Genomic DNA, 26,345 nt, shown 5'->3' with positions numbered 1-26,345 from the left:
AGCTAACCCCGTCACGAGAGGGAAGGAAGGCTGCTGATGCCAGGTCAACAGCGCCGTGGCGGCGGGTCCGGTGGCAACGAGGGTGGTCGCCGCGACAACCGCCGTGAGGGCGGCCGCGGAAACGCGCCCGTCGAGAAGACCCCGCACCTTGAGCGGGTCGTCGCGATCAACCGTGTCGCCAAGGTCGTGAAGGGTGGTCGTCGCTTCAGCTTCACCGCCCTGGTGATCGTGGGGGACGGCGACGGCACCGTCGGTGTGGGCTACGGAAAGGCCAAGGAGGTGCCCGCGGCGATCGCCAAGGGTGTCGAGGAGGCCAAGAAGCACTTCTTCAAGGTGCCGCGGATCGCCTCGTCGATCCCGCACCCGGTGCAGGGTGAGGACGCCGCTGGCGTCGTCCTGCTCAAGCCGGCCAGCGCCGGTACCGGTGTCATCGCCGGTGGTCCGGTTCGTGCCGTGCTGGAGTGCGCGGGTATCCACGACGTGCTCTCCAAGAGCCTCGGTTCGTCGAACCCGATCAACATCGTGCACGCCACGGTCGCGGCTCTGAAGAGCCTCGAATCGCCGGAGGCGGTCGCGGCCCGTCGCGGCCTGCCGGTCGAGGACGTCGCGCCGGCCGCCATGCTCGCGGCTCGGGCGGGGGTGGCGTCCTGATGGCACGTCTCAAGGTCACCCAGGTCCGGTCCGAGATCGGGGCCAAGCACAACCAGCGGGAATCCCTGCGGTCGCTCGGCCTCAAGCGGATCAATGACGTGGTGGTCAAGGAGGACCGTCCCGAGATTCGGGGCATGATCTTCACCGTGAACCACCTCGTGAAGGTCGAGGAGGTCGAGTAATGACGATCAAGGTCCACCACCTGCGTCCCGCTCCCGGAGCCAAGACCGCGAAGACCCGCGTGGGTCGCGGTGAGGGCTCCAAGGGCAAGACCGCCGGTCGGGGTACGAAGGGTTCCAAGGCCCGGAAGAACATCTCGGCGGCGTTTGAGGGTGGGCAGATGCCCATCCACATGCGGCTGCCGAAGCTCAAGGGCTTCAAGAACAAGTTCAAGGTCGTCTTCCAGGTCGTCAACCTGGACCGGCTCGCTGAGCTGTTCCCCAACGGCGGCCAGGTCGGCCCGCTGGAGTTGGTGGAGGCTGGTGCGGTCCGTAAGGGACACCCGGTCAAGGTCCTCGGTACCGGTGACCTCGGTGGAGTGGCTCTCCAGGTTTCGGCGCACGCGTTCAGCGCCTCCGCCAAGGAGAAGATCACTGCCGCCGGTGGCTCGGCCACCGAGCTGTAGGCAAGCACGTCGACCGTGGCGCTCGCTCAGTTGTCCGCAACTGGCGGGCGCCACGGTCTGCTGGTCCGGTATTGCCCCGGCAGCATCGGATCCGGTAAATGTTCCCGGGCGCACCTGCCCGAATACGCTCTTGGCTGTTAGAGTCCGATCCCAGCTATGGATATCGGGCGCTCGCCCGGCAACCACCACGTCCCGCCACGACTACTGGCGGCCGCCTCGCGCAGGAGGATGAAGTTGCTCTCCGCCTTTCTCAGTGCGTTTCGTACGCCTGACCTGCGCAAGAAGCTGCTGTTTACAGTAGCCATCGTCGCGATTTATCGGCTCGGCGCGACACTGCCGAGCCCTGGCGTCTCCTACAGCAACGTCCAGAGCTGCATCAAGACGATGGAGACGGGGGAGGGCAACGGCGTCTTCACGCTGCTGAACCTCTTCTCCGGTGGTGCGTTGCTCCAGCTCTCGGTCTTCGCGCTGGGCATCATGCCCTACATCACCGCCTCGATCATCCTGCAGCTGCTCACCGTGGTGATCCCGCGGTTGGAGCAGCTCCGCAAGGAGGGACAGGCCGGGCAGGCGAAGATCACCCAGTACACCCGCTACCTGACGCTCGGACTGGGTGTGCTGCAGGCCTCGGCGTTCGTCGCACTGGCCCGCTCCGGGCAGCTCTTCAACGGGATGTGCGACCAGTTCCCGATCGTCCCCGAGAACACCGGCCTGCCGCTCTGGATCACACTGGTCACGCTGGTCATCACGATGACCGCCGGCACCGGCATGGTGATGTGGCTCGGTGAGCTGATCACCGACCGGGGCGTCGGCAACGGCATGTCGGTCCTGATCTTCACCTCGATCGCGGCCCGACTGCCCAGCGAGGGCTGGACGATCCGCAAGACCAACGGCTGGGACATGTTCGCCCTCGTGCTGGTCCTGGTGCTGGTGATCCTCACTGCGGTGGTCTTCATCGAGCAGGCGCAGCGCCGGATCCCGGTGCAGTACGCGAAGCGGATGATCGGCCGGCGGTCGTACGGCGGGACCTCCACCTACATCCCGCTGAAGGTCAACCAGGCAGGTGTCATCCCGGTCATCTTCGCCTCCTCGCTGCTCTACCTGCCGCAGCTCGGGTTGCAGTTCTTCGATCCGAACAACCTGAACGACTGGCAGATGTGGATCCAGAACAACCTGGCCAACCCACGCAGCCCGATCTACATCAGCGTCTACTTCCTGCTGATCATCTTCTTCACCTACTTCTACGTCTCGATCACGTTCAACCCGACCGAGGTCGCGGACAACATGAAGAAGTACGGCGGGTTCGTGCCGGGCATCCGGCCCGGTAAGCCGACCGCCGAGTACCTCGACTTCATCCTCAGCCGGATCACGCTGCCCGGCTCCCTCTACCTGGGTCTCATCTCGATCCTGCCCAACTTCTTCTTCATCTGGCTGAACAGCGAGCAGTACGTCAACTTCCCGTTCGGTGGAGTTGCGGTACTGATCATGGTCGGTGTGGGTCTGGAAACCGTGAAGCAGATCGAGAGCCAACTCATGCAGCGGAACTACGAAGGGTTCCTGCGGTAGATGCGACTCGTTCTGGTTGGCCCTCCGGGGGCCGGAAAGGGTACTCAGGCCGAGTTCATCGCCGCGCACCTGGCCGTGCCCAAGATCTCCACCGGCGACATCTTCCGGGCCAACGTGTCCCAGGGCACCCCGCTTGGTGTCGAGGCCAAGCGCTACATGGACGCCGGCAAGCTGGTGCCCGACGAGGTGACCATCAACATGGTGCGGAGCCGGCTCGCCGAGCCGGACGCCAGCGGCGGGTTCCTGCTCGACGGGTTTCCCCGTACCACGCCGCAGGCCGCCGCTCTCGACAAGCTGTTGGCTGACCTCGGCACCGCCCTCGACCTGGTGCTCGAGTTGGTCGTGGACGACGACGAGGTGATCCGACGGCTCTCCGGTCGGCGTACCTGCCGGGGCTGCGGGAAGATCTGGCACGTCGAGTTCGACGCACCCTCGCGGGAGGGCATCTGCGACCGGTGTGGTTCCGAGCTGTTCCAGCGTGACGACGACAAGGCCGAGACGATCGCCGAGCGGCTGCGCGAATACGCGGACAAGACGGCTCCGCTGGTCGACTTCTACGGCGCGCAGGGCAAGCTGGTCGGGATCGACGCCACCGGCCCGGTGGAGGACGTCACGGTTCGGGCCATCGACGCTCTGCGTTCGTACGGCGGATAGGCACGCCGGCGTCGGCCCCGGGAGATCTTCCCTGCGGCCAGGGCCCGGAGCGGCCGGCGGGGTGGTTGCCGGCCGCAACAGTGCGTGGCGTGGCCCGGAACATGGGTACTCCGTGTTCCGGCGTGGCGCGGACACGCCGGGGCGGGAGCAGCGAGCCCCGCACCTGTCAGCGAAAGGTAGAAACGGCATGCGCCGTCACCAGTTGGACATCCAACTGAAGACCCCGGAGCAGATCGAGAAGATGCGGGCCGCCGGGCTGGTGGTGGCTGCCGCGTTGGGCCGGATGCGTGCGGCGGTCGCGCCCGGGGTCACCACCGCCGACCTGGACGAGATCGCCGAGTCGGTGATCCGCGAGGCCGGTGCCGTTCCCTCCTTCAAGGGCTACCACGGCTTTCCCGCATCCATCTGCTCCTCGGTCAACGAGCAGGTGGTGCACGCGATCCCGTCGCCGAAGCAGGTGCTGCGCTCCGGGGACCTGATCTCCATCGACTGCGGTGCGGTGCTGGACGGCTGGCACGGCGACGCGGCGATCACGGTCGGAGTCGGCGAGGTCCGGCCGGAGTTGCTCCGGATGTCCGAGGTGGCCGAGGACGCGATGTGGGCCGGGATCGCCGCTGCGGCGCGGGGGGCGGCCAGCGGGAAGGGCCGGTTGACCGACATCTCGTACGCGGTCGAGTGCGCGGTCCGTAAGGGCGGCCGGTACGGCATCGTCGACGGATACGGCGGGCACGGCATCGGCACCGAGATGCACCAGGATCCGCACGTGCTCAACCACGGTCGGCCGGGACGCGGGCCGCGCCTGGTGTCCGGTCTGGCCCTGGCCATCGAGCCGATGATCACCATGGGCTCGCCCCGGACGGCCGAACTGGCCGACGGCTGGACGGTTGTCACCCGGGACGGTTCGATGGCGGTGCACGTGGAGCACACGATGGCCCTGCTCGACGACGGGGTATGGGTGCTGACCGCACCTGACGGCGGCCGAACTCGCCTCGGCGACCTGGTGACCGACCGGCAGCCGTCCGCATCCGAGCCCGCCTGACGGGGTCGGCGTCGACCGGTACCGGGGGATGTCGCTCGTATCCGTGCGATGGCATGCTTCTAGCCATGGACCGGCGGGACGAGATGCGGGCGGCGGACTCCGACCGGACAGCGGCAGCGGATCGACTGCGAAACGCGTTGGACGAGGGTCGGCTGGATCTGAGCGAGTACGACGAGCGCCTCCAGCGGGCCTACGCCGCGAAGACGTACGGCGAGTTGAACGCCCTGCTGGTCGATCTGCCGGAGACCGTCCCCACCCAGCGGGCACAGCTGCTGCCCGCAGGGGAGCGACCGGTGGTGGTGCCCGAGGAGCAGGTCCGCTTTCCGGGGGCGACACGGCGCTGGCTGGTCGAGACCTGGGGCACCTACTTCGGCGCGATGACCATCACCACCGCAGTCTGGGGTGCCAGCAGCCTGAGCACTGGTGAAACGCTCTACTACTGGCCTGTCTGGGTGGCTGGGCCGTGGGGGGCGGTGCTGGTCGTTTCCACGGTGGGGGGCTTGATCAACGGGGCACCGCAGCAGTGGGCGGCGAAGCGGGCCCGGAAGGCACAGGAGAAGATCGACAAGCGAATGCTGGGCGATTCCGACCGGTCGGCCGGTTGCCAGGACGATTGATATAGTCCCGTTCGTCCGATCGGCTCGCCGGGACCCACCTCGGTTTGGCGTCGATGCGTGCCCGCGCGTACACTGGCTGATCGGCGCACAGCGTCCACTCTGGCATGCCCGCCCGCGCTTCGGCGGGTGCCGGAGCCGCGGCTGGCTCGGGTGAGTGATCTTGTTTCCAGGCTGAACCCCTGGGACGGGTTGAAACCACCCAGTAAGGCGTTGTGAGCCGTCCGGATAAACCGACGTCAGGACAGCGGAGGACATGCCGAAAAAAGACGGAGCCATCGAGATCGAAGGCCGAGTGATCGAGCCACTCCCGAACGCCATGTTCCGGGTTGAGCTCGCCAACGGCCACAAGGTGCTGGCTCACATCAGCGGCAAGATGCGGCAGCACTACATCCGCATCCTGCCCGAGGACCGGGTCGTCGTCGAACTCTCGCCGTACGACCTGACCCGCGGGCGCATCGTCTACCGCTACAAGTGAACCTGCTTGGACGAGCACCCTCCCGGTCGCACCCGGGAAGCGGTGTTGCGTCCAGTCAATCGTTCATCAGTTACTGACAGCGGCCGGGACGTCCCGTGTCCGTCTTCGAGGTCCGATGCCGCGTCTGCTGACGCTGCCGGGCGTAGATGGGAAGTAAGGCAACCGTGAAGGTCAAGCCGAGCGTCAAGAGGATCTGCAACAAGTGCCGGGTGATTCGCCGGCACGGCCGGATCATGGTGATCTGCACCGATCCGCGCCACAAGCAGCGCCAGGGCTGATTGGCCCCGGCTGCGCAGGTCCGTACAACAACACAAGCTCGTCCCAGCCACGAGCAGCGAAGCGCATTGCGTACGCGTACTCGTGGCTGACCCCCGGTCGGAGGCCGGGGCCCGATCGGGCAACGACCACACCGGTCCCGGCGTCAACGACACCGAGCCGCGACGGTCGGATCGGGGTGGGTCGGGTCCAGACCTCCGCGACACACCATGAGGAGTACGCCCGCACATGGCACGTCTAGCTGGCGTCGACCTCCCCCGCGACAAGCGGATGGAGATCGCGCTCACCTACATCTTCGGGGTCGGTCGGACCCGGGCGGTTGAAACGCTCGCCGCGACCGGTATCTCCCCGGACAAGCGCGCCAAGGACCTCACTGACGAGGAGCTCGTTCAGCTCCGCGATCACATCGAGGCGAACTACAAGGTAGAGGGCGACCTGCGCCGCGAGGTCGCCGCTGACATCCGCCGCAAGGTCGAGATCGGCTGCTACGAGGGCATCCGGCACCGCCGGGGTCTGCCCGTGCGTGGCCAGCGGACCCGGACCAACGCCCGGACCCGCAAGGGCCCGAAGCGGACCGTCGCCGGCAAGAAGAAGCCCGGCAAGAAGTAACCCTTAACCGGAATCCAGGTCGGCGTCCGTCGAGGTCGGCCGGACTCCCACCTGATACTGGGAAAGGTGACCGGCAACACCGGTCCAGGCCCGCCGAGTGCGGCTGGGCCGTAACCGGTACCGGGAAGTCAACTAGGAGCGCACAGACTTATGCCACCGAAGGCTCGTGCCGGGGCCGCCGTAAAGAAGGTCCGGCGCAAGGAACGCAAGAACGTCGCCCACGGGCAGGCGCATATCAAGAGCACCTTCAACAACACCATCGTGTCCATCACGGACCCGACCGGTGCCGTCATCTCCTGGGCCTCCGCTGGTCAGGTGGGGTTCAAGGGCTCCCGCAAGTCGACGCCGTTCGCCGCGCAGATGGCCGCCGAGGCCGCCGCGCGTCGGGCGATGGATCACGGCATGCGCAAGGTAGACGTGTTCGTCAAGGGCCCCGGCTCCGGCCGGGAGACCGCCATCCGTTCGCTGCAGGCCGCTGGGCTTGAGGTCGGCCAGATCGCCGACGTCACCCCGCAGCCGCACAACGGGTGCCGTCCGCCGAAGCGTCGCCGGGTCTGAGAGGTAGAGAGAGATGGCTCGTTACACCGGTGCTGACTGCCGCCGTTGCCGGCGGGAGAAGATGAAGCTGTTCCTCAAGGGCAGCAAGTGCGATGGCCCGAAGTGCCCGTTCGAGTCCCGGCCGTTCCCGCCCGGGCAGCACGGCCGGGGCCGCACCAAGGAGACCGAGTACCTGCTCCAGCTTCGTGAGAAGCAGAAGGCCCGCCGCGTCTACGGCGTGCTGGAGAAGCAGTTCCGCGGTTACTACGAGGAGGCCGTGGCCAAGCCGGGTAAGACCGGTGAGGCTCTCCTGCAGATCCTCGAGTCGCGGCTGGACAACGTGGTCTACCGGGCTGGCTACGCCAAGTCCCGGGACATGGCCCGCCAGGTTGTCAAGCACGGCCACTTCATGGTCAACGGCAAGAAGGTCGACATTCCGTCGTACCGGGTCAAGGAGCACGACATCGTCGAGGTCCGGGCCAAGTCCAAGGAGCTGACGCCGTTCATCGTGGCGCAGGCCGAGGCCGGTTCGAAGACGGTGCCGGCGTGGCTGGAGGCGATCCCCAGCCAGATGAAGATCCTGGTGCACTCGCTCCCGGCCCGGCAGGTCATCGACACGCAGGTCCAGGAGCAGCTGATCGTCGAGCTCTACTCGAAGTGATCGGAACTCGCTCGGGGTCGCCGCTGGCGACCCCGAGCGGGGCCCCGATGGGCTGACCGGCCCAGCACCACATCAGGCGGGCGTCATATAGCGGGCGTCCCCGGAAGAGAAGAGAAGAAATGCTCATCACCCAGCGGCCGACCCTCTCCGAGGAGTCGATCAGCGAGACCCGTTCCCGGTTCACCATCGAGCCACTCGAGCCGGGCTTCGGCTACACCCTGGGCAACTCGCTGCGGCGTACGCTGCTGTCGTCCATCCCGGGCGCGGCCGTGACGTCGATCAAGATCGACGGTGTCCTGCACGAGTTCACCACCATCCCCGGCGTCAAGGAAGACGTGGTCGAACTCGTCATGAACGTCAAGGAGCTGTGCGTCAGCTCCGACCACGACGAGCCGGTCAGCATGTACCTGCGCAAGCAGGGCCCCGGTGACGTGACCGCCGGTGACATCCAGCCGCCGGCCGGTGTCTCGGTGCACAACCCCGACCTGAAGCTCGCCACGCTCAACGGCAAGGGCCGGCTCGACATGGAGCTGACCGTCGAGCGGGGTCGCGGCTACGTCACCGCCGCGCAGAACAAGCAGGCCGGTGCCGAGATCGGCCGGATCCCGATCGACTCGATCTACTCGCCGGTGCTGAAGGTGACCTACCGCGTCGAGGCGACCCGGGTCGAGCAGCGTACCGACTTCGACCGGCTGATCATCGACGTCGAGACCAAGCCGTCGATCGGGCCGCGTACCGCGCTGGCCTCGGCCGGCTCCACCCTCGTCGAGCTCTTCGGCCTAGCCCGGGAACTGGACGAGACCGCTGAGGGCATCGACATCGGCCCGTCCCCGCAGGACGCCCAGCTGGCTGCCGATCTGGCCCTGCCGATCGAGGAGCTGGACCTCACCGTCCGCTCCTACAACTGCCTCAAGCGCGAGGGCATCAACACCGTTGGTGAGCTCATCGGGCGTACCGAGGCCGACCTCCTCGACATCCGGAATTTCGGTCAGAAGTCGATCGACGAGGTCAAGATGAAGCTGGCTGGGATGGGTCTGGGGCTGAAGGACTCGGCTCCGAACTTCGACCCGGCACAGGTCGTGGACGCCTTCGGCGAGGCTGACTACGACACCGACGACTACCGCGAGACCGAGCAGCTCTAGATCCGCTGCCACTACTGAGGAGCACCAAGCATGCCCACGCCCACCAAGGGCCCCCGCCTCGGCGGCAGCCCCGCGCACGAGCGGCTGATGCTGGCCAACCTGGCCACCTCGCTGTTCCAGCACGGCAAGATCCGGACCACCGAGACCAAGGCCAAGCGGCTGCGGCCCCTCGCGGAGCAGCTCATCACCAAGGCCAAGCGTGGTGACCTGGCCGCTCGGCGGCGGGTGCTGTCCGTCGTACGGGACAAGGACGTGGTCTACGCCCTGTTCGACCAGATCGCGCCCCGGTACGCCAACCGTGCGGGTGGCTACACCCGGATCGTGAAGATCGGTCCGCGTAAGGGTGACGCTGCCCCGATGGCGATCATCGAGCTGGTCGAGGAGTTGGTCGTCGCAGCTCCGGCCGCCAACAAGAAGACCGCTGCCCGCAAGACGGCGCAGCAGGACAAGGTCGAGGCGCTCGCTCCGTCGGACGAGAGCACCGCGCCGCAGTCGGCCGACGCCGACCAGGACGCCGACGCGCCGGAGTCGGTGTCGGGCGACACGCCGGCTGCCCGCGAGGACAGCGACGAGGCAGGCGAGACCAAGTCCTGAGCGACAACGGGCAGATCCGGGCCTGACACCCTTCCCGGGGTGTCAGGCCCGGACGCTATCTGGGGGGATCGAGTGGAGACACACACCCGGGTACGGCTGGACGTCGCCTATGACGGCACCGCCTTCTCCGGTTGGGCGGCCCAGCCGGGGCGGCGTACCGTCGCCGGGGTGCTGACCGAGGCGCTGGACCGCATCTTCGGCGGCGCGGGACCGACCCGCCGGGCACCAGTGGACCTGACCGAGGCGGGAACCGTCGCTGACGTGACGGTGGCGGAGCCGATGGCGGGCCCACCTGCGGTGACCGGGCTGACCGTGGCCGGTCGTACGGATGCCGGGGTGCATGCCACCGGCCAGGTCTGTCACGTCGATCTGCTCACCATCGCATGGCAGGCGCTACAGGGGACCCTGCTGCGCCGACTTGCCGGCCTGCTCCCCGGGGACGTACGGGTTCGGGCCGTGACCGAGGTGCCAGCCGAGTTCGACGCGCGCTTCTCGGCCACCTTCCGCCGCTACGAGTACCGGGTCACCGATGCTCCGCACGGGGCGGAGCCGCTACGTCGACACGAGATCCTGGCCTGGCCCCGGTCGCTGGACCTGGCGGCGCTCAACGATGCCGCCGCCGGTCTGGTCGGCGAGCACGACTTCGCGGCGTACTGTCGGCGCAAGGAACACGCCACCACCCTGCGGGAGATCACCCGACTGGACTGGCGACGTGACCCGGACGGCATCCTGGTGGCCACGGTGCAGGCCGACGCGTTCTGCCAGTCGATGGTGCGCAGCCTGGTCGGCGCGATGCTGGTGGCCGGCGACGGACGCCGAGCGGTGCAGTGGCCGGCGAGCCTGCTCAGCCGGCGGGACCGGTCCAGTGAGGTGACCGTGGCCCCGCCGCACGGGCTGACCCTGGTGGCGGTCGGCTACCCCGACGAACCGGCCGAGTACGCCCGCCGGGCGGAGCAGACCCGCCGGTTGCGGGTCGGAGCCCGGCAGTGACCGGCCCGACCGACCGGCCCGACCGACCGGCCCGACCGGCCCGGTGGCCCGGTGGCCCGGTGGCCCTGGGGATCCGACCGGGGGGCGACCGACCGGCCCGGCGGCCCTGGGGATCCGACCGTCGGCTCGGGGACACTATGCCGGTAGGCGACAATGCCTGACGTGAGCGGCGAACACTACTTCAGCGTCCAGCCCGGTACCTCCCCGCACCGCCGCGACATCGAGTTCTCCGTCGCCGGTCGGGACTACCAGTTGACCACCGCCGGCGGGGTCTTCTCCGCCGATCGGCTCGACCCCGGCACCGCCGTACTGCTGCGTAAGGCCGATCTGCCCGGACCGGAGACCGCCGGCCCGCTGCTCGACCTGGGCTGCGGCTACGGGCCGATCACCTGCGTGCTCGCGACCTCGGCACCGGCGGCGACCGTCTGGGCGGTCGACGTCAACGAACGGGCCCGGGAACTCGCCGCCGAGAACGCGACCCGGGTCGACGTGGCCGACCGGGTCCGGGTGTCCGCGCCGGACGACGTCCCGGGCGATGTCATGTTCGCGCAGCTCTGGTCCAACCCGCCGATCCGGGTCGGCAAGGCGGAGTTGCACACGATGCTGCTGCGCTGGCTACCGAGGCTGGCTCCGGACGGGGTCGCCTGGCTCGTGGTGGCCCGCCACCTCGGTGGCGACTCACTCCAACAGTGGCTGATCGAGCAGGGCTGGAGAGTGGAGCGGCACGCCAGCCAGAAGGGCTACCGGGTGTTCCGGGTCACCCACTGAGCGCTGCCATGGCAGTGGGCCGGAAACTCGGATGCCGCGACCCGTCGGGGTCGGGCAGGATGCCGACGTGGGTTACATAGACGTCGCCGGGCTCGGGTACACGCTGCCGGACGGCCGGGAACTCTTCGCCGACGTGTCGTTCCGAGTGGGCGAGGGGGCCAAGGTCGCCCTGGTCGGGCCGAACGGTGCCGGTAAGACCACCCTGCTCCGGATGGTCGCCGGTGACCTGCCGACCAAGGTCGGTGCCATCGCCCGCAGCGGTGGCCTGGGGGTGATGCGGCAGTTCATCGGCATGATCGGCGACGAGACCGAACTGGCGGAGCTGGCGCTCTCCCTCGCCGCCCCGGCGTTACGAGCCGCCGGGGAGCGGCTGGTCGCCGCCGAGGCGACGATGCACGCCGCCGAGGTACGCGGCAAGTACAGCACCGCCGCCGGCAAGGCGCAGATGACGTACGCGGACGCGCTGGCCGCCTGGGGCGAGGCCGGCGGGTACGACGCCGAGGTGCTCTTCGACACGGTGTCGACGATCGTGCTCGGCCTGCCCTGGGAACAGACCCGGCGCCGGCCGGTACGTACCCTCTCCGGCGGGCAGCAGAAGCGGTTCGCGCTGGAGTTGCTGCTGCGCGGCACGGACGAGGTGCTGCTGCTCGACGAGCCGGACAACTTCCTCGACGTACCCGGTAAGCGGTGGCTGGAGGGCCGGCTGCGCGAGTCCTCGAAGTCGGTGCTCTACGTCTCGCACGATCGGGAACTACTGGCCCAGACCTCCGACCGCGTGGTGGCGGTGGAGGGCGGTAGCGCCTGGGTGCATCCGGGCAGTTTCGCCACCTGGCACGAGGCGCGGGTGGCCCGGCACGGCCGCCTTGAGGAGCAGCGCAAACGGTGGGACGAGGAACACCAGAAGCTGCGTGAGCTGATGCTGATGTACAAGCAGAAGGCCGCCTACAACGATGGGATGGCTTCGCGGTATCAGGCCGCACAGACCCGGCTGCGCAAGTTCGAGGAGGCGGGGCCGCCGCCGCTGCCACCGAAGGACCAGGACATCCGGATGCGGCTGAGCGGCGGACGTACCGGCAAGCGCGCGGTGATGTGCGAACAGCTGGAGCTGGACGGTCTGACCTTCCCGTTCGACCTGGAACTCTGGTACGGCGACCGGGTGGCGGTGCTCGGGGCGAACGGGACGGGCAAGTCGCACTTCCTGCGGCTGCTGGCTCGGGGCGGCACCGATCCGGATCCGGCTGTCGTGCCGCTCGCCGGGGGTCTGGACCTGACGCCGGTGCGGCACGACGGGGTGGCCCGGCTGGGGGCCCGGGTCCGCCCCGGGCACTTCTCGCAGACCCACGACCGGCCGGAGTTGATGGACCGTACGCTGGTCGACGTGCTCTGGCGCGGGGACGAGCACCGGGCCGGCATGGACCGGCACGCCGCCATGGCCGCGCTGAGCCGGTACGAGCTGGCCGGACAGGGTGACCAGCGGTTCGGGTCGCTCTCCGGTGGGCAGCAGGCGCGCTTCCTCGTACTGTTGTTGGAGCTTTCCGGGGCGACCCTGCTGTTGCTCGACGAGCCCACCGACAACCTGGACCTGGCGTCGGCGGAATCCCTTGAGGAGGGGCTGCGGGCCTTCGAGGGCACGGTCATCGCCGTCACCCACGACCGCTGGTTCACCCGGTCGTTCGACCGCTTCGTACTCTTCCAGGGGGACGGCGAGGTGGTGGAAACCCCCGAGCCGGTGTGGGGGGTGTAGGGAAGCCCCCTTGCTGAACAGGGGACAGCGGCACTGATCACCGCGATCGCGCTGGCCAACCGAGCCGTCGCCGGGTCGCGGGGATGGTCCCGGGCATAGGGTTGATCGCGTGACTGAGATGACCTATCGCCGGCTCGGTAACTCCGGACTCGTGGTGTCCGTGGTGGGGATCGGCTGCAACAACTTCGGCCGCAAGCTCGACGTCGACGGCACCCGGGCGGTGGTCGACGCCGCCCTGGACGCGGGGATCAACTTCTTCGACACCGCCGACATCTACGGCGAACCGCACGGCGGCTCGGAGGAGCAGCTCGGTGCGGCCCTGCGGGGCCGGCGGGACGACGTGGTGGTGGCGACGAAGTTCGGTATGGACATGTCCGGGATGAACGGGCCGGACCACGGTGCCCGGGGTGCCCGGCGCTACGTCGCGCGGGCCGTGGAGGCGTCGCTGCGTCGGCTGGGCACCGACTACATCGACCTCTACCAGATGCACGAGCCGGACCCGGGCACCCCGATCGAGGAGACCCTGGCCGCGCTGGACGATCTCGTCCGGGCCGGCAAGGTGCGCTACCTCGGCAACTCCAACTTCACCGGGTGGCAGATCGCGGACGCCGCCTGGGTCGCCCGGGCCAAGGGCCTGACCCCGTTCGTCAGCGCACAGAACCTCTACAACCTGCTCCAGCGGGACGCGGAGCAGGAGGTCGTACCGGCCTGCGAGCACTTCGGCCTGGGGCTGCTGCCGTTCTTCCCGCTGGCCAACGGGCTGCTCACCGGCAAGTACAAGCGCAACGAGCAGCCGCCGACGGGGAGCCGGCTGGCCGGTGGTGGACGCTACGCCGAGCGTCTGGCCGCCGCGCCGTGGGACACCATCGAGGCGATCGAGAAGTACACCGTCGAGCGCGGGCTCACCATGCTCCAGGTCGCGATCGGCGGGCTGGCCGCCCAGCCGGCGGTCACCTCGGTGATCGCCGGAGCCACCACTCCCGACCAGGTACGCGCCAACGCCGCCGCCGGCACCTGGCTGCCGTCCGCCGAGGACCTGGCCGATCTGAACGCCCTTCTCCGGTAGGTGACAGCTGGACGACCAGGCACGTCGCATCGTTGTCGATCGACGTGCCTGGTTGCCTTCTGGCGCGAGTGCGCCCCGTCACCTCTCTTTACTTGATGTCCCCGACGTCGTAGCCTCGGCGAGGAAGTAACCCACGGGAGCCCGGTGGACCGGGCTGAGAGGGGGGCTGACAGCCCCCGACCGTCGAACCTGATCCGGGTAATGCCGGCGCAGGGAGGAGTGTTGCCGTGCTGTCCCTGGGACGACTGCATCTCGTCACCGACACCCGACCCGGGCGTGATCCGCTCACCGTCGTCCGAGCCGCGCTCTCCGTGGCCGGTCCGGACCTCGTGGTGCAGGTCCGGGTCGAGGACACCGCCAGCGACCGGGAGGCGTACGACCTGGCGGTCCGGACCGCCGAACTGTGCACCGAGGTCGGGGCGACCTGGCTGGTCAACGACCGGTTGCACGTCGCGCTGGCGGTCGGCGCGGCGGGCGGACACGTCGGTGCCGACGACCTGCCGGTGGCCGCTGCCCGGCGGGTGCTCGGGCCGTCCGCCGTACTCGGTGCCACCGCCCGGGACCCGGGAACGGCTGCCAGGGCGGTGACAGCCGGAGCCAGCTATCTGGGTGTCGGTCCGTGTCACGCCACCACGACGAAAAACGGTCTGCCACCGCCGATCGGCCCGATTGGCATCCGGGCGGTGGTCGACGCGGTGGACGTACCGGTCGTCGCGATCGGGGGTGTGACCGTCGATCGGGTACCCGCTCTGTTGGCCGCTGGCGCGTACGGGATCGCGGTGGTGGGGGCGATCTCTTCCGCCGCTGATCCGGCACGTGTCGTCGCCACGCTGCTCGGGGCACTCTCGTGTTAGGACCGGCCCCTTCTACCACAGCAACCGACAACGAGGGCCTCTTCCGTGCCGACGTGGCGGTGGTGGGGGGTGGGCCGATCGGGTTGGCCACCGCATGGCGGTGCGCGACGCGCGGGATGCGGGTGACGGTGTACGACCCGGAGCCCGGGTCGGGCTCGTCGGGGGTGGCCGCCGGCATGCTCGCCCCGGTCGCCGAGGCGTACTTCGGTGAGGAGGAGTCGACCCGGCTGATGACCGAGTCGGCCGCCCGATGGCCCGGATTCGCCGCCGAACTCGTCGAACTGTCCGAACTGGATATCGGCTACCGCACCGAGGGCACCCTGGTCGTCGGGCTCACGCCGGACGACCTGGCCGAGGCGCGGCGGCTCTGGTCGTACCAGCAGGGCCTCGGCTTGCCGATCACACCGTTGCGCCCGGCGCAGTTGCGCGACCGCGAGCCGCTGCTCGCCCCCGGCGTACGCGGCGGGGCGCACGCGCCCGACGACCATCAGGTCGATCCGCGCCGCCTGGTCGCCGCACTCCGGGTCGCCGCCGCCAAGGCCGGGGTGTCGTTCGTCCCGACCACCGTCACCGACCTGTCCGCGATTCCCGAACCGGTCGTGGTGGTGGCGGCCGGCTGCGGCACCGCGTCGCTGACCGGCCTGCCGGTCCGGCCGGTGAAGGGGCAGATCCTCCGACTGCGTGCGCCCGGCGGCGGCCCACCGGGCTTCCGGCATGTCATCCGGGGGTACGCCGACAGCCGGTCGGTATACCTCGTGCCGCGTGCTGACGGCGAGGTGGTGGTCGGTGCGACGGTCGAGGAACGAACCGACCCGACGGTCACGGCCGGGGCGGTGCTGGACCTGCTCCGGGCGGCGGCCGACCTGGTGCCGGAGCTTGTCGAGTACGAGCTGGTGGAGGCGCGCGTCGGGTGGCGCCCCGGTACGCCGGACAACGCCCCGATCCTCGGGCCGCTGCCGGGCCGGCCGACCGTGGTGGTGGCGACCGGGCACTACCGGCACGGCATCCTACTCGCTCCGGTGACCGCCGTACTCATCGCCGAACTGTTGGCGACCGGCGTACCGGCCCCGGTGCTGGGGTCGTTCCTGCCGGAGCGGTTCATGACCGTCGCCTGAGCGCTGAGCGGGTGCTGGGCTGACCAGGGATGGGGACGTGATGGAACTGATCGTGAACGGGGAGCGGCGGATGGTTTCCGTCGACGCGACCGTGGCCGAGGTGATGGCGACGGTAGTCGCACTGCCCCCGGGGGTGGCGGTCACGGCACTGCCCCGGGGGGTGGCGGTCGCGGTGAACGGGGAGGTGGTGCCCCGGGCCGGCTGGACGGACACGGTGCTGCGTGCTGGTGACCGGGTCGAGGTGCTGACCGCGGCCCAGGGCGGCTGATCGGAGTGGACGTGCCGAGGGCGACGGCGGCCGGGGTGGACATGACGAGGGTGCCGGTGGGCGGGGTGGACGTGCCGAGGGCGACGCTGACCGGGGAGAGCGACGGTTTTCGGCTTGGCGGGGAGACGTTCGGCTCCCGGCTCATCCTCGGTACCGGCGGGGCGGCCAGCCTCTCCGCGCTGGCGGCGGCGATCAGCGCCGCCGGCACCGAACTGGTGACCGTGGCGCTGCGCCGGGTCGACACCGCTGCCACCATGCGCGGGGGGCTGTGGGAACTGCTGGACCGGTGCGGGGTACGGGTGCTGCCCAACACGGCCGGCTGTTACACCGCGACCGAGGCGGTCAAGGTCGCCCGGCTGGCCAGGGAGGCGTTCGACACCTCCTGGGTGAAGCTGGAGGTGATCGGGGACGAGCGCACGCTGCTGCCCGACGGAACGGAGTTGCTGCGTGCCGCCGAGCAGCTGGTGGACGAGGGTTTCACGGTTCTGCCGTACACCTCGGACGATCCGGTGCTCGCGCGCCGGCTGGCGGACCTGGGCTGCGCCGCCGTGATGCCGGCCGGGGCCCCGATCGGCTCCGGGCTGGGAATCACCAACCCGCACCACATCCGGCTGATCCGGCAGAGCATCGAGGTGCCGGTGATCCTCGACGCGGGGATCGGGACCGCCTCCGACGCCGCGTTGGCGATGGAGTTGGGCTGTGACGGGGTGCTGCTGGCCAGTGCGGTCACCCGGGCCGCCGACCCGGCCCGGATGGCGGCGGCGATGCGGCTTGCGGTCGAGGCGGGTCGGTTGGCGGCCGGGGCGGGCCGGATTCCCCGACGATTCCACGCCTTGGCGTCCACTTCGGACGAGGGGCGGCCGGAGCTGTGAACCGACGGCATGGTGCGTCGAGGATCGAGGGCGACGCCGCGCCAGCGGAGGTGCTGCTGTTCACCGACCGCAGGCAGGCGAGCCGACCGCTGACGGAGGTGGTCCGCGCGGCGGTGGCAGGTGGTGCCCGGTGGGTGGTGCTGCGAGAGCGAGAGCTACCGCACGTCGAGCGGGCGCGACTTGCCGACCAACTGCGGACGATCCTCGACCCGGTGGCTGGCCAGCTGATCGTCGCCGGTCCGGATCCCCTGGGCGGAGGCGCCGTACACCTGCCGGCCACCGGCCGGGTGGAGCCGCCGGCAATGGAGCTGTCAACGGTGAGCCCGGGAGCCGGTGCGAAGCCCCGGCTGGTCGGCCGGTCCTGCCACGACCTGGCCGAACTGGATCGCCTCACCATCGAGGACTACGTGACGCTGTCGCCGGTCTTTCCGAGCCGATCCAAACCCGGGTACGGCCCGCCGCTGTTTCCGGCCGGGCTGGCCCGACTGGTTCGGCACACCCGGGTGCCGGTCTTCGCGCTCGGTGGGGTGGCCTCACCGGATCAGGTGGTGGCGTGCCGGGCGGCGGGTGCGGCTGGGGTGGCGGTGATGGGCGCGGTGATGCGGGCCGACGATCCGACCGGTGTGGTCCGCGCCCTGCTCGACGCGGTCGCGGAGCCGGTCGTCGGTGCTACCCGGTCGGGTGTGGACCGGTGACGCCCCCGGTGGTGCTCACCATCGCCGGATCGGATTCCGGGGCGGGTGCCGGGATCCAGGCCGACCTGAAGGTCTGTGCCGCGCTCGGGGCGTACGGCACGTCGGTGGTCACCGCCACCACCGCGCAGAACACACTCGGGGTCTTCGGCGCCTACCCGGTCCTGCCCGACGTGGTGACCGCACAGCTCGATGCGGTCCTGGCGGACTTCTCGCTGCGGGCGGTCAAGACCGGCATGCTCGGCACTCCGGAGATCGCGTCCGTGGTGGCGGCCCGGGCCCGGGCCGGCTTGCTGCCCAACCTGGTGGTCGACCCGGTGCTGGTGTCGACCAGCGGGCACCGGCTCGGTGTGGTCGGTGCGGCGGAGCGCCTGCTGCCGTACGCGCTGGTGACCACGCCCAACAGCGCGGAGGCCGCCGCGATCGTGGGCCGACCGGTGACGACCCCGACCGAGATGGCGGATGCGGCGCGGGAGATCGCCTCGGGTGGCCCCCGGTACGTGGTGGTGACCGGCGGCGACCGGACCGCCGGGACGGAGGCGGTCGACGTGCTGTGGACCGGGACGGAGAGCCAGATGCTGTCCGGACCTCGGGTCGACACCCCGCACACCCACGGCACCGGCTGCTCGTTCTCCACGGCGATCGCCGTACGGCTCGGTCTGGGTGACCCGGTCCCCGACGCGGTGCGGTTCGCCAAGGTCTATGTGGCGGCGGCGCTCGCCGGTGCTCGGCACTGGCGGCTGGGCGGGGGCCGGGGCCCCCTGGACCACCTCGGATGGAACCGAACGACGGCCGACAACGACTGACGGCCGACAACGAACGACGGCCGACAACGAACGACGGCCGACAACGAACGACGGCCGACAACGGCTGACGCCGATGCCGAACAGCAGCAGGAGGTAGCGCATGGAAGCACGTCGCAAGGTGTACGTCCAGGGCTCGCGGCCGGATATCCGGGTGCCGTTCGCCGAGGTGATGCTGACCGGGGACGAGCCGCCGGTACGGCTCTACGACACTGCCGGGCCGGGTGCCGACCCGGCGGTCGGCCTACCGCCGATGCGCGGGCCGTGGATCGCGGAGCGGGCCGACACCGCGCCGGTACGGGGCGGCGGTACGCCCTTGGCCGGGGTGGACGGTCGCCGGCCGACCCAGCTCGCCTATGCGCGCGCCGGTCTGGTCACGCCGGAGATGGAGTTCGTCGCGTTGCGGGAGAACCTGCCAGTCGAACTGGTACGGGCGGAGATCGCCGCGGGCCGGGCGGTGCTGCCGGCGAACGTGAACCATCCCGAGTCCGAGCCAATGATCATCGGCAGCCGGTTTCTGGTGAAGGTCAACGCCAACATCGGCACCTCGGCGGTGACCTCTTCGGTGGCCGAGGAGGTGGAGAAGCTGACCTGGGCGACCCGGTGGGGTGCCGACACGGTGATGGACCTGTCCACGGGGCGGCGGATCCACGAGACTCGGGAGGCGATCGTCCGCAACTCGCCGGTGCCGATCGGGACGGTGCCGATCTACCAGGCCCTGGAGAAGGTCGACGGGGATCCGGTGCGGCTCTCCTGGGAGGTGTTCCGGGACACCGTCGTAGAGCAGGCCGAGCAGGGTGTGGACTACATGACGGTGCACGCCGGGGTGCTGCTGCCGTACGTGCCGCTGGCGGTGGACCGGGTCACCGGGATCGTCTCCCGGGGCGGCTCGATCATGGCTGCCTGGTGCCTGGCGCATCACGAGGAGAACTTCCTCTACACCCACTTCGCCGAGTTGTGCGAGATTCTCGCCCGGTACGACGTGACGTTCTCCCTCGGCGACGGGCTACGTCCGGGCTCCATCGCCGACGCCAACGACGCGGCGCAGTTCGCCGAGCTGCGTACGTTGGGGGAGCTGACCCGGGTGGCCTGGGAGCACGACGTGCAGGTGATGATCGAGGGGCCCGGCCATGTGCCGATGCACAAGATCAAGGAGAACGTCGACCTGCAGCAGGAGCTGTGCCACCAGGCCCCGTTCTACACGCTCGGTCCGCTGACCACGGACATCGCCCCGGCGTACGACCACATCACCTCGGCGATCGGCGCGGCGATGATCGGCATGTTCGGTACGGCGATGCTCTGCTACGTCACTCCCAAGGAGCACCTCGGGTTGCCGGACCGGGACGACGTGAAGGCCGGCGTGATCGCGTACAAGATCGCTGCCCATGCCGCCGATCTGGCCAAGGGACACCCGGGCGCGCAGGCCTGGGACGACGCGCTGAGCCGGGCGCGGTTCGAGTTCCGGTGGGAGGACCAGTTCAACCTCTCGCTCGATCCGGAGACCGCCCGGTCGTACCACGATGCGACGCTGCCGGCAGCCCCGGCGAAGACGGCCCACTTCTGCTCGATGTGTGGGCCGAAGTTCTGTTCGATGCGGATCAGTCAGGAACTCGCGGAGTATGCCGAGCGGGGTATGCAGACCAAGTCGGCGGAGTTCGTGGCCTCCGGCGGCAACGTCTACCTACCGTTGGCCTGAGCTCTTTGCTTTGCTTCCCTATAGGAAACATTTCACGGAACGTTATCGAGTGTCGTTTCGGTGGATTCACCGTGTCGTATCGATAGCTTAGGGAAGAAAGCTGGTCAGGGTTGAAGTGTTTCCGTTGGGGAAGCAGAGCAAAGAAGGCTTTCGCCGATTAATAGCCACTAGTCAAGGTGACTGAGAGTCAGGTTGGCGGGGTGTTATCAGAAGCGGTCCGAGTCCTCGTCACGCGCCTGTCGAGACGGCTGATGGTACCGCTCCCAGCTGTGGTAGCACCTCGCTGGCGATCAGTTCCAGGTGGTCCAGGTCGGCCATGTCGACCATCCGTAGGTGCACCCGGGTGGCACCGATTGCGGCGAACTCGCCGATCCGCTCGACGAGCTGGGCGGGCGAGCCGACCACCGGGTCCTCCGGTGGCAGCGCACTCGGTACGTGTAGCGGGACGGCCCGCCGTCGGGCCTCCGCGTCGGTGCGACCGATCGCCACGACGATGCCGGCCGAGCGGACCAGCGGTGCCCGGCCGCTGTCGGTCCGTCCGAACCGGTCACAGGCCTCGGTGACCCGTTCGTACATCTCCGTGGTCGCCGCGATGGTCTTGAAGGGTGCGTTGAACTCGTCGGCGAAGCGGGCGGCCAGCTCCGGGGTACGCTTCACGCCCCGGCCGCCGACGATGATGGGCGGACCAGGTGCCTGCATCGGCTTGGGCAGCGCCGGAGAGTCGACCAGCCGGTAGTGGTCCCCGTAGTGGCTGAACCGTTCACCGACCGGTGTGGACCACAGCCCGGCGATGACTTCGAGCTGCTCCTCCAGCCGGTCGAAACGCTGCCCGATGCTGGGGTACGGGATGCCGTACGAGAGATGCTCGCGCTCGTACCAGCCGGCTCCGATGCCCAGCTCGACCCGGCCGCCGCTCATCTGGTCGACCTGGGCGACCATCACCGCCAACGGGCCGGGCAGCCGGAAGGTCGCCGAGGTCACCAGCGTGCCGAGCCGGATTCGATGGGTCTCCCGGGCCAGCGCGGCCAGGGTGAGCCAGGCGTCGGTCGGCCCGGGGTCCCCGTGGTCGTCGGCCATCGCCTGGTAGTGGTCGGCGCGGAAGAAGCCCTCGAATCCACCGTCCTCGGCCAGCCGGGCGAACCGGAGCTGGTCGTCGTAGGTCGCGCCCCGGTGCGGTTCGGTGAAGACGCACACCCGCGTGATCATTACTGCCCCTTACCCGCCGTTGCCAGGTCTTCGGCCTGGGCCCTCGGCGGCTCGACCAGACTGGCCCGACCGCTCTCGGGCGCGGCGTCGGGCCGCTCTCGTTCCATCAGCAGTTCGTGCAGGTCGGCGCTGCACCGGGCGACCTCTTCGAGGTGGTCGTTGCGGCCCAACGTGCGCGGCCGGGGGATGTCGATGTCGACCACCTTCCGGAGCCGGCCCGGTCGTGGGCTGAGGACGACCACCCGGTCGGCGAGCAGCACCGCCTCGTCGATGGAGTGGGTGACGAAGACGATGGTGGAGCGGTTCTCCATGTGGACGCGTTGCAACTCGACCGACAGCTCCTGCCGGGTCAGGGCGTCCAGGGCGGAGAACGGCTCGTCCATCAGCAGCACCCGAGGGTTGCCGACCAGCGAGCGGCACAGGGATACCCGCTGCTGCATCCCACCGGAGAGTTCGTGGGGCAGTCGCTTCTCGAAGCCACCCAGACCGGCCATTTCCAGCAGCTCAAGGGCGCGGGCCCGGTGCTTGGCCCGGCGCCAGCCGAAGAGTTCCACCGGAAGCAGCACGTTGTCGAGTACCGACCGCCAGGGCAGCAGCGCAGGCCGCTGGAACAGCATCGCGATGTCCTGCCGTGCCCTGGTCACGGGCTCGCCGGCAACGGAGACCAGTCCGTCGGTGGCGGGTAGGAGACCGGCGATGATACGGAGCAGAGTGGACTTGCCGCAGCCGGACCGACCGAGGATCGCCACGAACTCACCGTCGGCCACGTCCAAGTCGATCCCGCGCAGCGCCTCCACCGTGCCGCTCCGGCCAGAAAAGGTACGGGAAACTCCCGAAAGTCGGATCATCCGGCAGGCTCCAGTCCAGTGACGACGGATCATCAGGCTGGCAAGGCTAACCGCATTGGCCGCGCAAAGCAGCCCCGGGTCGGTGTGATGTTTTGTTTCCGTTCCGCAACCTGATGACTCTGGTGCCACAAAGGTGTGATTCTCGTACGCTGTCCGGCGAAGAATCTTCACCCGACACGGCAGCGCGTACAAACCTCTTGGCCCGATGCCGTACCCGCTAGCTGAACCCCTCCGGAAGGCTCGCGCCTCCGGGCGGAAAGGAAACGGTGTTCATGAAAAGGCTGACCCGGACAGTCACGACGGTGGCGCTCGCCACGGCACTGGCGCTCGTGGGCGGTTGCAGCTCGGACAAGTCCGAGGACTCCAAAGGCGATGGCAAACTAGAAAAAGTGACGTATCTCACTTCTTTTGGCAACTTCGGCCGTGACGCCTATGCATGGGTTGCCAAGGAGAAGGGATTCTTCAAAGAGGCTGGCTTCGATGTCGACATCAAGTCCGGCCAGGGCACCGGTGGCAACATCGGGCTCGTGGTCAGCGGCAAGGCCGACTTCACCCCGGTCGACCTGACCGGTGCGTTGTTGCAGGTCGGCAAGGGTGAGGCCAAGGACTTCGTCGCGGTGGCGGCCATCCAGCAGCGCACCATGGCGGCCATCTTCTCGACCGAGGGCAAGGGCATCGCCACCCCCAAGGACCTCGAAGGCAAGAAGGTCGCCGACACCGCCGGCTCCGTCGTCCGGCTGCTCTTCCCGACGTACGCCCGGCTGGCCGGGGTGGACGCCAGCAAGGTCCAGTGGCCCAACGGTGAGGCGTCGGCGCTGATGGGCATGCTCGGCTCGGGTGCCGTCGACGGCATCGGGCAGTTCGTCGTGGGTAAGCCCACCGTGGAGGCGGTCACCAAGAAGAAGGCCGTCATGTTGCCGTACAGCGACGTGATGACCGACCTCTACGGCAACGTGCTGATCACGTCGAGCAAGCTGGCCAAGGAGAAGCCCGACATGGTCAAGCGCTTCAGCGAGGCGCTGCTCAAGGGGCTCGACTACAGCCTGGCCAACCCGGCCGAGGCGGGCGACATGCTCAAGAAGAACGAGCCCACCGCCAACCCCCAGTCCGCCGCCGCCGAGTTGCAGCTGATGGAGGCGTTCGTGCGGTCCGCCGGTTCGGGTGCCAAGGCCGGCACGCTGGACAGCCAGCGGGTGGCGCGGTGCATCGCGCTGTTGCAGGGCGCCGGCTCGATCCCGGCCGGGCTCACCCCGGAGCAGATCGTCGACTTCAACCTGACACCGAAGGCCTGAGCGGCCGCTCGCTCAATCGCAGTTGGGGGTGTGCCCGCCGGACCAATCCGGCGGACGCGCCCCCGCGCTGTCCCGGCCCGGACCTTCCGGGCCGGCCTGACCCGGACCCCTCGGGTCGAACGAGGAGGAACAGATGACCGAGATCCGGTCAGCGCCGCGCCGGACGTCGGACGCGTCGACCCCGCGGGGCGCCCGTCCGGCCCGGACCACCGACGCCGTACGTACCCTGGTGCCACCCCTGCTCGGACTGGTGGTCACGATCGCTGTCTGGTGGCTGGTCACCGAGGTGGAACTCGTCCACCCGATGGCCCTGCCGCCGCCCCAGGACGTCCTGTCCGCCTTCACCGCGTCCTCTGACCGCCTGATCGAGCAGACCACCCTGACCGCGACCGAGACACTGATCGGCTTCGGCCTCTCCACCGTGGCCGGGGTGCTGATCGGGCTGTTGTTGGCCGGCTCCCGCTTCGCGGCCCGAATGTTCTCGCCACTGCTGGTGGCGGTCAACTCGGTACCCAAGATCGCCCTTGCACCGCTGCTGGTGGTCACCCTCGGGTGGGGGCAGCCGCCCATCCTGACCATGGTCTTCCTGCTCTGCTTCTTTCCGATCGTCCTGGCCACCGCCACCGGGCTGACCACGACCCCGGCGGAGCTGGCCGAGCTGGCGCGATCCCTGGATGCCTCCTGGTGGCAGGCGTTCCGCAAGGTGCGGTTGCCGGCCGCTCTACCGCAGATCTTCGTCGGGCTGAAGGTGGCCATGCCACTGGCGGCCATCGGCGCGGTGATGGGCGAGTTCCAGGCGGGGGAGGGCGGCCTCGGCTACGAGATCGTCCAGTCCCTCGGCATCGGTGACAGCCCGACCGCCTGGGCGGCCATCCTGCTGATCGCGCTCTTCAGCATCCTGCTCTACGCCGTGCTGACGCTCCTGGAACGGCTCGCGTTGCCCTGGGTGCGGGCGACCACCTCCGCTCGCTGACCGGAGAACGTCACCGCCCCCGGTCGGACGAGAACCGGCTAGGGCTCGACGACATCCGAGAGTGCGGCAAGGAAACGGCTAGGGCTCGACGACATCCGAGAGTGCGGCGAGAAACGGCTACGAGCCGGCCCGGGTGGGCCGACTCGTAGCCGTTGCGTCGAACGGGGTCAGCCTGCCAACCGCCAGCGACCACCCCGTGCCACCAGCGTGGTCAGCGCCTGGGGCATCAGCCCGGAGTGGTTGTCCGGCGTCATCCGGATCGGCCCGGACAGCCCCTCCAACTGGGAGGTCTCCAGGACGTCCCGGATCCCGTCCCGGTTGAGGGAACCGGCCGTACCCTTGGCCTTCACCACCGCGTCCGCGACGAGCTGTACCGCGTCGGCGGCGAACGAGGAGGTGCCGTAGTAGCTGCCGAACCGGGCCGTGTAGGACCGGAACCACTGCTTGCGGGCGGCCTTCGCCGGGGTGGTGGCGATCACGTCGTCGATGACCATCGTCTGGGTGAAGACCAACGTGGCGTCGCTGGCCGCGGTCGCCGCCGCACCACCGCCCAGGAACAGGTCGCCCGCCGCCGAGGCGTCGAAGTAGAGCTCGCCGTCGAACGAGGTGGCCGCGACCGCGGTGGCGGCGAGGAGGGCCTGCTCGGCCGGGGTCCAGATGACCATCGCGTCGGCCCTGGCGCTGGCCAGGCTGCGGACCGGCTGGTTGAGTTCGGTGTCGGTGGGCTTGATGCTCTGGGCCCGGCTCAGCCGGATATCCACCTTGTCCAGTTCGCCCTCTAGAAGGGTGGCTCCCTCTTTCCCGTAGTCGTCGTCGGTGTGTAGCAGCGAGACCCGCTTCACACCCTTGCGCTTGAGTTCGGTGGCCAACGCGGTGGCGCTGTCGATGGCGTTCGGTGCGAGCTTGAACATGTATCGGCGCTCGGCCACCGGACTGGCGATCTTGCTCACCGGAGCCAGCGCGATCGTCGGAACCTTCTTGTCGTTGACGGTGCCGGCCGCACCGACGGCGCATTCATTGCAGCCGCCCATGACGATCGCGCTCACCGTCGGATCGTTGGTGAAGTCACCGATGTTGCGGAGTGACTCGGCTGGATCGGATCGATTGTCCTTGACGAACAGCCGAATTTTCCGGGCGCCGAGCGCACCGGAATCATTGAGCTGCTCAACCTTGAGTTCCAGTGCGCGCTGATAGGCCTTGCCCGCCGGTGCCGAGGCACCGGACAGTTCCAGGTCGGCTGCGATGACGATCTCACTGGTGTCCTGCTGCTCCCGGCCCAACGAACAGCCGGTCATAGTGGTAGCCAATAGGGCTGACGCGAACACCGTGAGTGTCGCGGAGCGGATGGGCCTCAACTCAGTCCTCCATGTGCGCGGCGCGGGCTGGTCTACCCGGTCACCGCCGACGGATCCGTCCTCATTGGAGGAACGGGGGTGGTGTGCCGTACGGTGTGCGCGAAGCCTTCAAACCTGCAAAACCTTGCCAATGGCGGGCGCTCGGGTCAAGCGGGGACCCGGACGCGTTTCGGGACGGCGTTCCCACATATTGGCAGGACGAGATGTTTGCAAATCTTAACTTTCCAGCTGCAAACCGCCACTCTGGGCTATCCCGCCTGATCAGAGACTTGTGAGAATGAAGGTACTCGTTGAGTAGAACAGTGGTTGCGTGCTGTGTGACCGTTTTCAGGTCTCCTGTGACTTCCCAAACCGGCC

30 protein-coding genes and 1 riboswitch are annotated in these 26,345 nt (G+C 69.0%); of the genes, 27 read left to right on the top strand and 3 right to left on the bottom strand.

Annotation, left to right across the window (positions count from 1 at the left end; all coding sequences use genetic code 11):
- The first annotated feature begins 36 nt into the window (after positions 1 to 36).
- The 25 genes from rpsE (at position 37) to thiC (ending at position 20,314) form a co-directional block, all read left to right on the top strand.
- On the top strand, positions 37 to 651 hold the full coding sequence (gene rpsE, locus FHR38_RS09670; protein ID WP_184534356.1) for a 30S ribosomal protein S5: 615 nt from the start codon (positions 37 to 39) through the stop codon (positions 649 to 651).
- Positions 651 to 833 carry a 50S ribosomal protein L30 gene (rpmD, locus tag FHR38_RS09665; RefSeq protein ID WP_184534355.1) on the top strand — a complete coding sequence of 61 codons (183 nt, stop codon included), beginning with the start codon at positions 651 to 653 and terminating at the stop codon, positions 831 to 833. The genes rpsE and rpmD overlap by 1 nt, the downstream gene beginning before the upstream one ends.
- Positions 833 to 1,276 (top strand): 50S ribosomal protein L15, encoded by a 444-nt coding sequence (gene rplO, locus FHR38_RS09660; protein ID WP_184534354.1) that lies wholly within the window; start codon positions 833 to 835, stop codon positions 1,274 to 1,276. Before rpmD ends, rplO begins: the two co-directional genes overlap by 1 nt.
- A 234-nt stretch (positions 1,277 to 1,510) precedes the next feature.
- Positions 1,511 to 2,842, top strand: a complete 1,332-nt coding sequence (gene secY / locus FHR38_RS09655; RefSeq protein WP_184539459.1) for a preprotein translocase subunit SecY — start codon at positions 1,511 to 1,513, stop codon at positions 2,840 to 2,842.
- Complete coding sequence (locus tag FHR38_RS09650; RefSeq protein ID WP_184534353.1) at positions 2,843 to 3,496, top strand: adenylate kinase; 654 nt, start codon at positions 2,843 to 2,845, stop codon at positions 3,494 to 3,496.
- A 187-nt stretch (positions 3,497 to 3,683) separates the two neighbouring features.
- Positions 3,684 to 4,535 carry a type I methionyl aminopeptidase gene (gene map / locus FHR38_RS09645; protein WP_184534352.1) on the top strand — a complete coding sequence of 284 codons (852 nt, stop codon included), beginning with the start codon at positions 3,684 to 3,686 and terminating at the stop codon, positions 4,533 to 4,535.
- Between the two features lie 65 nt (positions 4,536 to 4,600).
- Positions 4,601 to 5,152, top strand: a complete 552-nt coding sequence (locus tag FHR38_RS09640) for a DUF1707 SHOCT-like domain-containing protein (protein ID WP_246446400.1) — start codon at positions 4,601 to 4,603, stop codon at positions 5,150 to 5,152.
- Between the two features lie 253 nt (positions 5,153 to 5,405).
- Positions 5,406 to 5,627, top strand: coding sequence for a translation initiation factor IF-1 (infA, locus tag FHR38_RS09635; protein ID WP_007073013.1), 222 nt, complete (start codon positions 5,406 to 5,408; stop codon positions 5,625 to 5,627).
- Between the two features lie 164 nt (positions 5,628 to 5,791).
- On the top strand, positions 5,792 to 5,905 hold the full coding sequence (rpmJ, locus tag FHR38_RS09630) for a 50S ribosomal protein L36 (protein WP_184539455.1): 114 nt from the start codon (positions 5,792 to 5,794) through the stop codon (positions 5,903 to 5,905).
- Positions 5,906 to 6,131: 226 nt separating this feature from the next.
- The gene (gene rpsM, locus FHR38_RS09625; RefSeq protein ID WP_184534351.1) at positions 6,132 to 6,512 is read left to right on the top strand and encodes a 30S ribosomal protein S13; all 381 of its coding nucleotides are present in this window, start codon (positions 6,132 to 6,134) and stop codon (positions 6,510 to 6,512) included.
- A 150-nt stretch (positions 6,513 to 6,662) separates the two neighbouring features.
- On the top strand, positions 6,663 to 7,070 hold the full coding sequence (rpsK, locus tag FHR38_RS09620) for a 30S ribosomal protein S11 (protein ID WP_184534350.1): 408 nt from the start codon (positions 6,663 to 6,665) through the stop codon (positions 7,068 to 7,070).
- A 13-nt stretch (positions 7,071 to 7,083) separates the two neighbouring features.
- A complete protein-coding gene (gene rpsD / locus FHR38_RS09615) occupies positions 7,084 to 7,710 on the top strand; it encodes a 30S ribosomal protein S4 (RefSeq protein ID WP_184534349.1) in 627 nt (208 codons plus the stop codon).
- A 119-nt stretch (positions 7,711 to 7,829) separates the two neighbouring features.
- Positions 7,830 to 8,852, top strand: coding sequence for a DNA-directed RNA polymerase subunit alpha (locus FHR38_RS09610; protein ID WP_184534348.1), 1,023 nt, complete (start codon positions 7,830 to 7,832; stop codon positions 8,850 to 8,852).
- Between the two features lie 30 nt (positions 8,853 to 8,882).
- Positions 8,883 to 9,446, top strand: coding sequence for a 50S ribosomal protein L17 (gene rplQ / locus FHR38_RS09605; RefSeq protein ID WP_184534347.1), 564 nt, complete (start codon positions 8,883 to 8,885; stop codon positions 9,444 to 9,446).
- Positions 9,447 to 9,518: 72 nt separating this feature from the next.
- Positions 9,519 to 10,436, top strand: coding sequence for a tRNA pseudouridine(38-40) synthase TruA (truA, locus tag FHR38_RS09600; RefSeq protein WP_184534346.1), 918 nt, complete (start codon positions 9,519 to 9,521; stop codon positions 10,434 to 10,436).
- 162 nt (positions 10,437 to 10,598) lie between these two features.
- Positions 10,599 to 11,204 (top strand): class I SAM-dependent methyltransferase, encoded by a 606-nt coding sequence (locus FHR38_RS09595; protein ID WP_184534345.1) that lies wholly within the window; start codon positions 10,599 to 10,601, stop codon positions 11,202 to 11,204.
- Between the two features lie 67 nt (positions 11,205 to 11,271).
- Positions 11,272 to 12,948 (top strand): ABC-F family ATP-binding cassette domain-containing protein, encoded by a 1,677-nt coding sequence (locus FHR38_RS09590; protein ID WP_184534344.1) that lies wholly within the window; start codon positions 11,272 to 11,274, stop codon positions 12,946 to 12,948.
- A 118-nt stretch (positions 12,949 to 13,066) separates the two neighbouring features.
- A complete protein-coding gene (locus tag FHR38_RS09585) occupies positions 13,067 to 14,014 on the top strand; it encodes an aldo/keto reductase (RefSeq protein WP_184539453.1) in 948 nt (315 codons plus the stop codon).
- Positions 14,015 to 14,137: 123 nt separating this feature from the next.
- Positions 14,138 to 14,247, top strand: a riboswitch (TPP riboswitch).
- Positions 14,242 to 14,868 carry a thiamine phosphate synthase gene (gene thiE, locus FHR38_RS09580; RefSeq protein WP_184534343.1) on the top strand — a complete coding sequence of 209 codons (627 nt, stop codon included), beginning with the start codon at positions 14,242 to 14,244 and terminating at the stop codon, positions 14,866 to 14,868. It overlaps the preceding riboswitch by 6 nt.
- Entirely contained in the window at positions 14,862 to 15,983 is a 1,122-nt protein-coding gene (gene thiO, locus FHR38_RS09575; RefSeq protein ID WP_312882004.1) for a glycine oxidase ThiO, read from the top strand. Before thiE ends, thiO begins: the two co-directional genes overlap by 7 nt.
- Positions 15,984 to 16,023: 40 nt before the next feature.
- Positions 16,024 to 16,251 (top strand): sulfur carrier protein ThiS, encoded by a 228-nt coding sequence (gene thiS / locus FHR38_RS09570; RefSeq protein ID WP_184534341.1) that lies wholly within the window; start codon positions 16,024 to 16,026, stop codon positions 16,249 to 16,251.
- An 11-nt stretch (positions 16,252 to 16,262) separates the two neighbouring features.
- Positions 16,263 to 17,123, top strand: a complete 861-nt coding sequence (locus FHR38_RS09565) for a thiazole synthase (RefSeq protein WP_376771394.1) — start codon at positions 16,263 to 16,265, stop codon at positions 17,121 to 17,123.
- Positions 17,120 to 17,818, top strand: a complete 699-nt coding sequence (locus tag FHR38_RS09560; protein WP_312882003.1) for a thiamine phosphate synthase — start codon at positions 17,120 to 17,122, stop codon at positions 17,816 to 17,818. The genes FHR38_RS09565 and FHR38_RS09560 overlap by 4 nt, the downstream gene beginning before the upstream one ends.
- Positions 17,815 to 18,621, top strand: coding sequence for a bifunctional hydroxymethylpyrimidine kinase/phosphomethylpyrimidine kinase (gene thiD / locus FHR38_RS09555; RefSeq protein WP_184534340.1), 807 nt, complete (start codon positions 17,815 to 17,817; stop codon positions 18,619 to 18,621). Before FHR38_RS09560 ends, thiD begins: the two co-directional genes overlap by 4 nt.
- 100 nt (positions 18,622 to 18,721) lie before the next feature.
- The gene (thiC, locus tag FHR38_RS09550) at positions 18,722 to 20,314 is read left to right on the top strand and encodes a phosphomethylpyrimidine synthase ThiC (protein ID WP_184534339.1); all 1,593 of its coding nucleotides are present in this window, start codon (positions 18,722 to 18,724) and stop codon (positions 20,312 to 20,314) included.
- 228 nt (positions 20,315 to 20,542) lie between these two features.
- Here the strand turns inward: thiC and FHR38_RS09545 are convergent, their stop codons facing one another.
- Together FHR38_RS09545 and FHR38_RS09540 are read right to left on the bottom strand one after the other, a co-directional pair.
- A complete protein-coding gene (locus FHR38_RS09545) occupies positions 20,543 to 21,520 on the bottom strand; it encodes an LLM class F420-dependent oxidoreductase (protein WP_184534338.1) in 978 nt (325 codons plus the stop codon).
- Positions 21,520 to 22,368 carry an ABC transporter ATP-binding protein gene (locus FHR38_RS09540; RefSeq protein ID WP_184534337.1) on the bottom strand — a complete coding sequence of 283 codons (849 nt, stop codon included), beginning with the start codon at positions 22,366 to 22,368 and terminating at the stop codon, positions 21,520 to 21,522. The genes FHR38_RS09545 and FHR38_RS09540 overlap by 1 nt, the downstream gene beginning before the upstream one ends.
- A 272-nt stretch (positions 22,369 to 22,640) precedes the next feature.
- Here FHR38_RS09540 and FHR38_RS09535 point away from each other — a divergent pair, with 272 nt between their 5' ends.
- On the top strand, positions 22,641 to 23,660 hold the full coding sequence (locus FHR38_RS09535) for an ABC transporter substrate-binding protein (protein WP_184534336.1): 1,020 nt from the start codon (positions 22,641 to 22,643) through the stop codon (positions 23,658 to 23,660).
- A 133-nt stretch (positions 23,661 to 23,793) separates the two neighbouring features.
- On the top strand, positions 23,794 to 24,633 hold the full coding sequence (locus FHR38_RS09530) for an ABC transporter permease (protein ID WP_184534335.1): 840 nt from the start codon (positions 23,794 to 23,796) through the stop codon (positions 24,631 to 24,633).
- A 167-nt stretch (positions 24,634 to 24,800) separates the two neighbouring features.
- Here the strand turns inward: FHR38_RS09530 and FHR38_RS09525 are convergent, their stop codons facing one another.
- Positions 24,801 to 25,988, bottom strand: a complete 1,188-nt coding sequence (locus FHR38_RS09525) for an ABC transporter substrate-binding protein (protein ID WP_184534334.1) — start codon at positions 25,986 to 25,988, stop codon at positions 24,801 to 24,803.
- Between the last annotated feature and the right edge of the window lie 357 nt (positions 25,989 to 26,345).

Source organism: Micromonospora polyrhachis (genome assembly GCF_014203835.1).
In the GTDB taxonomy this organism is placed as follows: domain Bacteria; phylum Actinomycetota; class Actinomycetes; order Mycobacteriales; family Micromonosporaceae; genus Micromonospora_H; species Micromonospora_H polyrhachis.
Note: the sequence above shows the minus strand (reverse complement) of the source record. Positions and strands in the feature narration are given on the sequence as shown.